This window comes from Streptomyces sp. NPDC040622 (genome assembly GCF_055593965.1).
Genome location: NZ_JBVIXD010000009.1, coordinates 525,210 through 534,371, shown reverse-complemented (window position 1 = coordinate 534,371; position 9,162 = coordinate 525,210). Strand labels below are relative to the sequence as shown.

Sequence of the window (9,162 nt, the reverse complement as noted above, 5' to 3'; positions counted from 1 at the left end):
GGGGGACCGTCTTTTAGGTGGTCCCCCCCCCCCCACCGAAGTGGCGCTATTCTTTTTTCCTGGGGCTTCTCTTCTCTTTTTTTCCCCCCCCCCCCCCCCCCCCCCCCACGACCAGACGGTTTGACTACGAGCCGGGCTCGGGCGCCGGACGCAACGCCACCACCGCGGCCCGCTTGCGGCCCTGCTGGCCGCGAAGCTCGTCGTTCTCGACCGTGAGGACGTTCACCACCCGGGCGAACATCTCGATCTTGGCCTGCTGCCGCTTGTTCTCCTCCACGACCTCGGCCAGCCGTTCCTTGGTCTTCTTCAGCTCCTCCCGCAGCTTGCGTTCACTGTCGGGGACCTGCCCCTGGGCCCTCACCCTCGCGTAGAACTCGTCCTTGAGGTCGGTGTGCCGGTGGGTGAGCACGTGCCGCTTCACGTCCGCCTCGGCGGCCAGCGCCAGGACGGTCAGGGCCCCGTCCGACCGCAGCGGAGTGCCCGCCAGCAGCCGGTCCATCGCGGCCCGGATGTTCTCCCTCTCCTTGTCCCGGCTCACAACGTCGCCCCCACTCCCGCCATGACGCGGTCACTGTCGTGCTGGTCGGCGAGCGCAGCCAGAGACTGGGCCCGCTCCTGCAGCCGATCGGCCAGCGGCTCGGGGACCAGTCCGGAGGCGGCCTGCTGGCCCAGGCCGTCGGCGGCCTCCCGCAACTGGCGGGCGTGGGTGTCGGTCCGGGCGATGTTCGCGCAGTTGACCTTGCAGCGGTCCAGGCTCGGGACCTCGTTCTTCCCGCCGCGTCCGGGATGGCAAAGTGCCTTGGCCCGGTCGTAGTTGCAGAACAGGAATGCCTCCTTGTTCTCGAAGACGTTCAGGGTCGGGTCGGCCAGCAGGCTGCGGGCCTGGCGGACCGAGGCGATGATCCCGCCGAAGCGGCTGTGTTCCTGGGCGGCGGCGTTGATCAGACGCCTCGCGGCCGGGCCGGAGACGCCTTCGCCGTCCTGGATCGCCTCGTGGACCTCGCTGAGGTGTTCGGCGACGTTGCGGGCCGTCTCGAAGTCCAGCAAGTCGTGGATGCCGCCGCGCGAGCGCGAACCGTAGCCCTCACTGATCAGCGTGCGCATGTGGCCGTACTGAACCGCCAGCGCCACCAGACCGCCGGGGCGGCGGGCGATGTGCCAGGCCAAAGTCCGGCGGAAGCGGCCGGTGCCGACCCGGCCGCGCGGGTCGGGCGGGATCGCCTCCACCTGCCGTCCTCTGGCCTCGGCGTGGGTGTTGACCCACTCGATGAACGACTCGATGCGGTTGCTCATCGTGGCGATCGCCAGCGACCGGCCGCTGCGGCGCTCGGGCAGCCGCGGGTCGTGGACCTCCGCGGCGAACAACAGGCCCTGACCGCCGAGCCGTTCCAGGACCCGCACTGTCGTCACCACCTGCGGGACCGCGACCCAGGGAGCCTCGCGGACGATCCCGGCGGAGTCGTGGTTGCCGTCCTCATCCCGGGCGATCTTGAACACCCTCCCGTAGATCAGATGCCGCCGGGCCGCCTCCTCGGCCCTCTCCGGGTCCGGGCAGCATCCGTTCTCCAGGCCCAGCACCTCCCCGGTCCGCATTCCTGTCAGGTATCCCAGGACGATGAAGCATGCGGTGACCAGGTGCTTGACCAGGGTGGTGATGCTGTAGAACTCGAACGGCTCGTGCCAGGGCTCGCCGCCCAGCCGGGCGGTGACCGGTGCCTTCAGCAGACAGGGGCCGTGGTGGTCGCGGGTGTATTCCTTCCAGTGCGACCGCCGCATGATGCTGTGGACCTTCTTCGGCGGCGTCCCCGTCGTGGCCGCCAGGAAGATCCCGGCAGCGGCCAACGGCGTGTTCGGGTTCCAGGTGGTCACCGGGACCGGCTTGCCCTCGGCCTCCAACTGCTCAAGGAAGGACACCAGCCCGTCGCCGCAGCCCGGCGTGAGAGGCACGTCCAGGGCATCGGCGGCGGCGACCAGGCGGCAGTGTTCCTCATAAGCGGTCAGGATGTCGTCGGCGTACTCCTCGACGAACCGCAGGGCCCAGACCAGCAGCGGGCCCATGACGGCCGGAGCGATCGGCTCGGTGATGTTCTCGCCCCCCGGCGTGGCGGCCGGCAGGTAGTCGTCCATGCCCTCGGACACCCAGGGCGGCTCGACCAGCCGGTCGACCGGCGGCAGATACTGGCCGTAGTAGTGCAGCCGGGACAGCCCGACCAGGTAGCCGACAGCCGTGTTGCGGGCCAGGCCCCGCTTCTTGTCCAGCTGCAGGGCGAAGTCCGCCAGGTCCTCCGCCGCCACCTGCGACAGCGAGGTGATCCCGCGTTCGTGCAGCCACTCGGCGAACTGCGACCACTGGTTGACCGTCTTCAGGATCCGGCCCGCACTCAGCTTGGACCGCATGGCGGCGCCGTGCCGGGCAACGTCCTCGTCCGGCAGCGGGTAGCTGATCAGCGTCCAGGACGCGAAGCGGAACGGCTCGCGGAAGACCTCCGGGAACCACCGCCAGTAGATGATGTCGTCGGTCGCCGACGGGTTCTGTGTCAGCGCGAGCACCGACCAGCCCGGATCCCCGTAGCGGGGGACGAACTGGCGGCGGTCCTCGGGAACCATCGCCGGGTCGAACACGAAGGCGTCGAGCGCGGGCGGCAGGAACAGAGGATTCAGGGCCAGGCTCATGCGTCGAACCCCCGCTTCAGCAGCTGGTCGATGATCTCCCGGTCCCGGGCGGTCACGTCGTCCAAGGCGTCTTTCCATTCGGTGTCGGTGAAGTCCGGGGCTTTGCGCAACTCGCGAAGCCGTGCGTAGGGGTCGCGCCAGTCCTGGTCCCACACCTCCGGCGCGAGGACGGCCTTCAACTCCCCCAGCACGTGCAGCAGATAGGCCAGCCGCGGCAGATGGCGCGGGGTGATCACGGCGTTCGGGCAGGCCGTGCAGAGCAGGAACGACGCCCGACACGGCACCCCCTGGTCCCCGAACGGGCTGTGCGTGTAGTCGCTGCAGCCGGTGGTCGGGGTGTCCTGCCCGGCATCCATGTCGGCCCGGCTGATCTGGGCCTTGAAGGACGCGCGGGCCGACTCGATCGCCTCCACGATGCCATCGGCGATCACCGGCTGGGCGGCGGTGTGGGTGCGCGGGTCCGGCAGGACATAGACCTCGTCGTGGGTGTCCTGGCTGTGCTGGGTGGGCTGGCGCTGGTGCGCGATCACCACGGTCTTCCGCAGCCGCCGCAGGTTCAGCGAGACACCGCCGCCCAGTTCGTCGCGGAAGTGGCGCCAGACATCGGGCAGGAAGTCGTTGCCCTTGAACAGTCCGGCAAGGCTCTCTCCGTAGACCTCATGGTGCCGGGCCAGACGCCAGACGATCAGCCGGTCGGTGGGCTCCCCGAGGTTCTTCAGCGTCTCCCTGGCCGGGGCCGTGGCCTCGATCGCGTGCGTGATCAGCCGTCCGGGAGAGTTCGCCCCCCAGTCGGCGAGATTCCGTGTCTCATAGCGCGCCGCCTGGCTCCGGCGCCGCTTCTCCAGCTCGACCCGGTAGATGACCTGCCCCTCGTTCCCGGCGTCCGGGCTCGCGTCGGGCACCGTCAACTCCATGACCGGCGTCGCGTTCCAGCCGTAGGAGGCGATCATCAAGGTCATCAGCGCGCATGCCTCCTGCCTGGTCAGGAACAGACGCATCCACGTGTGCTCGGCCCGGCCGCCGCCCAGGGCCTCGGTGTAGCGCGAATCGGACCGCTGGCGGCCGTGCAGACCGACGTAGAACGGCGTCTCCCCGGTGCGGACCAGGTGGTCCAAGGCCTCGCCCACCAGCCAGTCGTCCGTACCCTTCTCGAACCGGCCCGCCCGCCAGTCCTCACGGTGCTGCCAGTTGGCGCGGATGCGGTGCAGAGCGGGACGGAACTTCTGGGTCGCGGCCAGCTTGATCTGGTCGAACTCCTCGTGGCTGTAGGCGGTCTCCTTGGGCGCCTTCGGCTTCGGCACCCGCTTCTTCATCAGGTTCCGTGTCGCCTCGGGCACCCGCGGATGCTCCTTCAGCAGGCGGGCGACCTTGCGGATCTGGGCTCCGCCGGTGGAGTTCGGCGTGCGGCTCAGCCGCCAGGCCGCCCACGTCTCCGGCGCCAACTCGCCCAGCGACTCGGGTATGTGATCCTGCGCGGCCAGGAACCGGCTGAAGTAGAGCAGGATCAGCCAGGACTCCCGGCTGGACGGAATCGTCTTCCAGGCCCCCGCGGGACCGCACTGGACGGCGAAGACCTCCGCCAGTTCCCGCTGCAGGCGCGGGCCGACCGCCAGCTGGCCGAAGTCGTAGCTGGCCTTCTTCACGCCGTCCTCGGCCGTGTGCCAGACCACCAGATCACCGGGCTCCAGCGGCGGCCGGCGGCGATGCCCGCCCTCCCCGGGCAGAACAGCGCGTCGTCCTCGTGTACTCATACCAGTGCCTCGCCGTCCAGGACGCGTTCCGACAACTTCGCGATCTGGGACAGGAGTTCGTTGGTGCCCGGGTCGGCCTCGTCCAGCAGCAGGGACCGGATCTGCAGGTCCGAAACAGGAGCGAGATAGATCTTGCGGGTGGTCTCCTCACTCGCGTGATCAAGGAGGTCCTTGACCATGCGCCAGGCATCCCCATAGAGCAGACGGAAGTCCCGCCTCTCCTCCGGGGAGAGCCCGAACCGCTTGTCGAGGATGTGCATCAGCGCGGCCAGCATCTTCAGCGCGAACGAGTGCCGGGCCATGTGCGGCGTGAAATAGGGCACCTTGGCGACCTTGCCCTTCAGTACCGTGCGGCACCGCAGCGACGCGGCCCGGTAGACCGCCTCCCACGAGTGCGGCTGGAACGGGCTGCCGTCCTCCGACAGCCACAGCCACAACGGCTCCAGACCGCCGTCCCCCTCGATGAACAGACGCTGGCGTTCCTCCACGTCCAGCGAGGTCAACCCCCGCTCGACCAACAGCCCCTTCTCGTCCCGGAAGTGCAGGATCGATTCCTCCCAGCCGGAACGCTTCTGCACGATCCAGATGTCATCCATCGCCTCATAGCGGCCCTTGGCCTGAGCCCGGCGGATCGCCGCCCGCCGCGTCGTGCGCTCGTAGGCGATGACCGACCGCAGATCCTCGACCGCGACGTAGAACGTCCGCTCACGACGGCTCTTGGTCGCCGCCTTCCCCAGGCGCCCGTCGAAGTAGCGCTTCATGCTCTCCTCCAGGGCCGGGACCTCGAAGGTCAGCAGCGAACCGCCCTCCGACAGACGCATCCCCGAGGAGAACAGCAGGTCGGAGTAGGCGGCATTGCGGTCGTCGTTGCGGCCCCGAAACGACGCATCCCGCCGCCCCTCGGCGGTGTAGCCGCGCAGGCCCACGTCCCTCCACATCCGGTAGGCCCGAGGGGTCAGCCACTTCACGTTGCTCGACCGTGCGTCCTTCGCCCGCTGGGCCGGGACGCTCACCATCTCGCCGTGGCGGCCCAGCACCTCGCGCTCCAGGACCGGGTTGGCCGCGACGTACTTCTTGGCCGCGGCCCACTTGTAGAGCCTGGTCAGCGCCGCGAGTTCGCGGTTCCACTTCGATCCGCTGATCCGCTTCGGGTTGCGGGGCGACCAGCGCCGCCAGTCCTCGAAGTCGAGCAGGTCCTCTGCCTCGGCATCGCACCAGTTCTTGTCGCGCTGCCACAGGAAGTTGAAGAACAGGCAGGAGTCCCCCGCGTAGTTCCGCCGCGTCTCCCTGGCCAGGTGCGCGAACGCCGAGCGCGTCGTGTACAGCGTCAGCCGCGGGTCCACCCGGTAGTTCGGGTCCGTGAAGAACACGTCCCCCGGGTCGATCCGGGCGGCCTCCTCTCGCACATCGAGATCGGCCCACTCCCGCAGCACAGGGTGATCACTCACCGCTGCGACATGCCTCCTCGTCACCCAGTGCACTTGCCAGGTCTTGCTCAACACGTCCCTCTCCGTCCGCAACACGAACTGCCGCAACACAGAGATTCAATAGGGAACTGTGCGCACACCACCATCCGCCAGCCCGGCGGCGGCCACCCCGCGATCACCCGGGTGACGGGCGGAGGCTGGACGATGACCAGGAAGAGCAGAACCGCGCAGAGCGTGACCAGCCACGGATGCCGCACCAGCCTGCGCCCCACCAGGACGACGACCACCGTGACGAGCGCGAGCAGGAACCCGCCGCGCCAGCCACCCGGCCAGTCGACCCCGCTCCCGGGCAGCGCCGCCCCCGTCCGGGCGATCCCCGCGATCCATTCGGTGGGCCAGCTCGCCCCCCAGGCCAGCACCTCGGCCACGGGCATCGCGACCGGAGCCGCCGCGAGCGTCGCGAAACCGAGCACCGTGGCAGGTGCGACCGCGAACTCCGCGAGCAGATTGCACGGCACCGCGACCAGGCTCACCCGCGCCGCGAGAACGGCGACGACGGGCGCACACACCGCCTGCGCCGCGGCCGCCGCGGCCAGCGCCTCCGCGAGCCTCGGCGGGACTCCACGCCGCCGCAGCGCCGCACCCCAGCGCGGCGCGAGGGTGAGAAGGGCGCCGGTGGCGAGGACGGAGAGCAGGAAGCCGTAACTCCGGGCCAGCCACGGGTCGTACAGGACGAGCAGCAGCACCGCCGCGGCCAGCGCGGGGATCAGCGATCTGCGCCGCCCGGTCGCGATCGCGAGGAGAGCGATCAGTCCACAGGCCGCGGCCCGCAGGACGCTCGGGTCCGGGCGGCACACGATGACGAACCCCAGCGTGAGCACCCCGCCGAGCAGGGCGGTCATCCGCAGCGGGATACCCAACTTCGGTGCGAGACCGCGCCGTTCCACCCGCTGGGCGGTGCCCGGCGGCCCGATGAGCAGGACGAGGACGATCGTGAGATTCGCGCCGCTCACAGCCAGCAAATGCGTGAGGTCGGTCGCCCGGAAGGCCTGGTCCAGCTCGGCCGGTACGCGCGAGGTGTCCCCGATGACCAGTCCGGGGAGCAGGGCGCGAGCATCGGCGGGCAGCCCGTCCGTCGCCCTCCGCAGCCCGCCCCGCAGATCCCCGGCCAGTCGCTGCGCCCCGGACGGCGCCCCGACCACGTGGGGCGCCCGCTCCCCTGACACCCGCAGCACCGCGGCGGCCCTGTCCCCTTCCGGCAGCGGCGGAGCCAGTCGGCCCTGCACCCGCAGCCGGGTCGACGGCAGCAGTCCGAGCCATGCGTCTCCGGATCTCCCTGCCCGGGACCCCCCGGCCTCAGATCGTCCGGCCCCGGATCGTCCGGTCTTCGAGTCCCCCTCCCGCACCACCACCAGAACCGGGGTGCGCGTCCTGGTCGACGTGCCGTCCGCCTCCGTGACACGGACGACCTCGGCGTCCAGGACCACGGTGGGCGGCATCGCGTGCGCACTGGCGACGCGGGGCCGGGTGCGCCGGGGATCCGACGTGACCTCCAACTCCGCCGTCACCGACGCGTACTCACCCGCAAGACCGGGGACCGGGCCACGGCGCAGATCCGCGCCGTGCAGCGCCGCGGAACCTGACGCCCCGGCGGTACAGAGCAGAATCGCCACCGCCGAAGCACGACCCCACCGCAGCCGCCCCGGCGGCGCCCGCCACCCCAACCGCCCTGCCGACTCGGGCTGCCCCAGCAGCCCCGGCCGCCCTGATGAATCGGGCTGCCCCGGCTGTCCCGGCTGTCCGGACAGCTGGCCCAGGGGCTGCCCGCCTCCGCCCGGGCCCGGTCCACGCTGTCGCCCCCATCCCTCCCGGCGCCCCCGGGCCGTCCACCGCACCGACAAGGCTCCGGACACCAACACGCAGGCCACCACGGTGGTTACCGCCCACCGAGGCGAGGCGTCCAGCATCAGGGCGGCCGATGCCCAAGCCGCTAGCGCGGGCGGCACAAGGCGGAGGTCGACCGGCCCCTCCTGTCGAGGGTGCGAGGCTCCCAGCCGGTGCCCCGACGCGACGTGAACCGCCTTGCGCGTCATGGCCGTACGAGATCCTGGAGATCGGCGAAGCGCCGGTCCCCGATGCCGTTGACCTCGCGGAGCTCCTCGACGGAGCGGAAGCCGCCGTGCTCGGTGCGGTAGTCGATGATGTGCTGCGCCAGCACGGGGCCGACGCCCGGCAGTTCGTCCAGCTGCGCCGGGCTTGCCGTGTTCAGCCCGACCAGGCCTCCCGGGGCAGCCCCGCCGACTCCTCCCGCGCCTGCCGCCCCCGCCGGTCCGGCACCCGCCCCGGCCGCCCCAACGCCGACTCCACCGCCTTCGGGAGCCACCGCCGGAGCCCCCACCACCACCTGCTCGCCGTCCGTGAGGAACCGCGCGCGGTTCAGGTCGCCGGTCTCGGTGCCGGGCCGGACTCCCCCGGCGGCCCGCAACGCGTCGGCCACCCGGGACCCGGCGGGCAGCCGCTGGACCCCTGGACGCCGCACCTTTCCGCTGACGTCCACCACGATCCCGCCGGCGGCACCCGCACCGGCCGCCGCGCCACCCGCACCACTCCCGTCCGCCGATGCCCGCCCGGCCTGCGCCGGGGGCCCTGGCGACGGGGCCGGTTCCGCACCCCGCTCAGGAGCCGCGCCCGCCGCGCGCACCACGTCGGGTGGTCGCACGGGCTGGGTACGCCCCGTCCAGAAGTGCTGAGCGGCGAAGACCGCGGCGACGAGGAGAACCACGGTGAGGGCGGCCACGCCACGGCGCTCCAGGCCGCAGCGGGTCTGCAGCCACACGGGCAGGCGTTCCCGGACGGCGAGCCCCACCCGCTCCCGCCGCGAGGCGTCCGTCCGGTGCGGCAGCGTCTCCGGGCCCCGAAAGGGCCTCTCACCGGCCGCCTCTTCGGTCGCCCCTCCGGTCGCCTCCCCGACCGCGTCACCACTCGCCCACACAGCCCGCGTGGGCGATTTCCCGTCCGCCTCCTCATCCACCGCCGCTGCCCTCGCCCACCCGGGCACCGCCGCACGCGCCCCCGGGACGCGCGCGGCGGGCACACGTGGTGCAGGTGTTCGCGACGCGGGTACACGTGACGCAGGTGCTCGTGCCGCGTACCGGTGAACCGCGGAGACGCCCCCGGCGTGCGCCCCATCCCCCGCCGCCACCCCCGACGCCGCCTCGGAAGCGGCCACATCAGGACCCGCCACATCAAGCCGAGGCGAAGCCGACGACAACGGCTCCTGTGGAGGTGGAGGTGGAGGCGGCTGCGGCTGC

At 71.5% G+C, this 9,162-nt stretch carries 5 protein-coding genes and 1 pseudogene; all 6 read right to left on the bottom strand.

Translation table 11 applies throughout. From position 1 onward, the window contains the following. Window positions 1–124: 124 nt before the first annotated feature. The 6 genes and pseudogenes from ACZ592_RS27955 to ACZ592_RS27930 all read right to left on the bottom strand — a co-directional run bounded on the left by ACZ592_RS27955 (window position 125) and on the right by ACZ592_RS27930 (window position 8,882). The gene (locus ACZ592_RS27955; RefSeq protein WP_471584384.1) at window positions 125–538 is read right to left on the bottom strand and encodes a hypothetical protein; all 414 of its coding nucleotides are present in this window, start codon (window positions 536–538) and stop codon (window positions 125–127) included. After that, the gene (locus tag ACZ592_RS27950) at window positions 535–2,673 is read right to left on the bottom strand and encodes an integrase (protein WP_471584383.1); all 2,139 of its coding nucleotides are present in this window, start codon (window positions 2,671–2,673) and stop codon (window positions 535–537) included. The genes ACZ592_RS27955 and ACZ592_RS27950 overlap by 4 nt, the downstream gene beginning before the upstream one ends. Next, a complete protein-coding gene (locus ACZ592_RS27945; RefSeq protein ID WP_471584382.1) occupies window positions 2,670–4,343 on the bottom strand; it encodes a hypothetical protein in 1,674 nt (557 codons plus the stop codon). Before ACZ592_RS27945 ends, ACZ592_RS27950 begins: the two co-directional genes overlap by 4 nt. 77 nt (window positions 4,344–4,420) lie before the next feature. Further along, window positions 4,421–5,872: a site-specific integrase gene (locus ACZ592_RS27940; RefSeq protein WP_471584381.1), complete on the bottom strand. Its 1,452-nt coding sequence runs from the start codon at window positions 5,870–5,872 to the stop codon at window positions 4,421–4,423. Window positions 5,873–5,985: 113 nt separating this feature from the next. Beyond that, window positions 5,986–7,944, bottom strand: a pseudogene (locus ACZ592_RS27935) (ComEC/Rec2 family competence protein); the annotation flags it as partial. Further along, complete coding sequence (locus tag ACZ592_RS27930) at window positions 7,941–8,882, bottom strand: ComEA family DNA-binding protein (RefSeq protein WP_471584380.1); 942 nt, start codon at window positions 8,880–8,882, stop codon at window positions 7,941–7,943. The gene ACZ592_RS27930 and the pseudogene ACZ592_RS27935, both read right to left, overlap by 4 nt. Between the last annotated feature and the right edge of the window lie 280 nt (window positions 8,883–9,162).

Bases quoted from the DNA above. Each gene is read 5' to 3' on its own strand.
- ACZ592_RS27950 (WP_471584383.1), bottom strand. From the start codon at position 2,673: ATGAGCCTGGCCCTGAATCCTCTGTTCCTGCCGCCCGCGCTCGACGCC.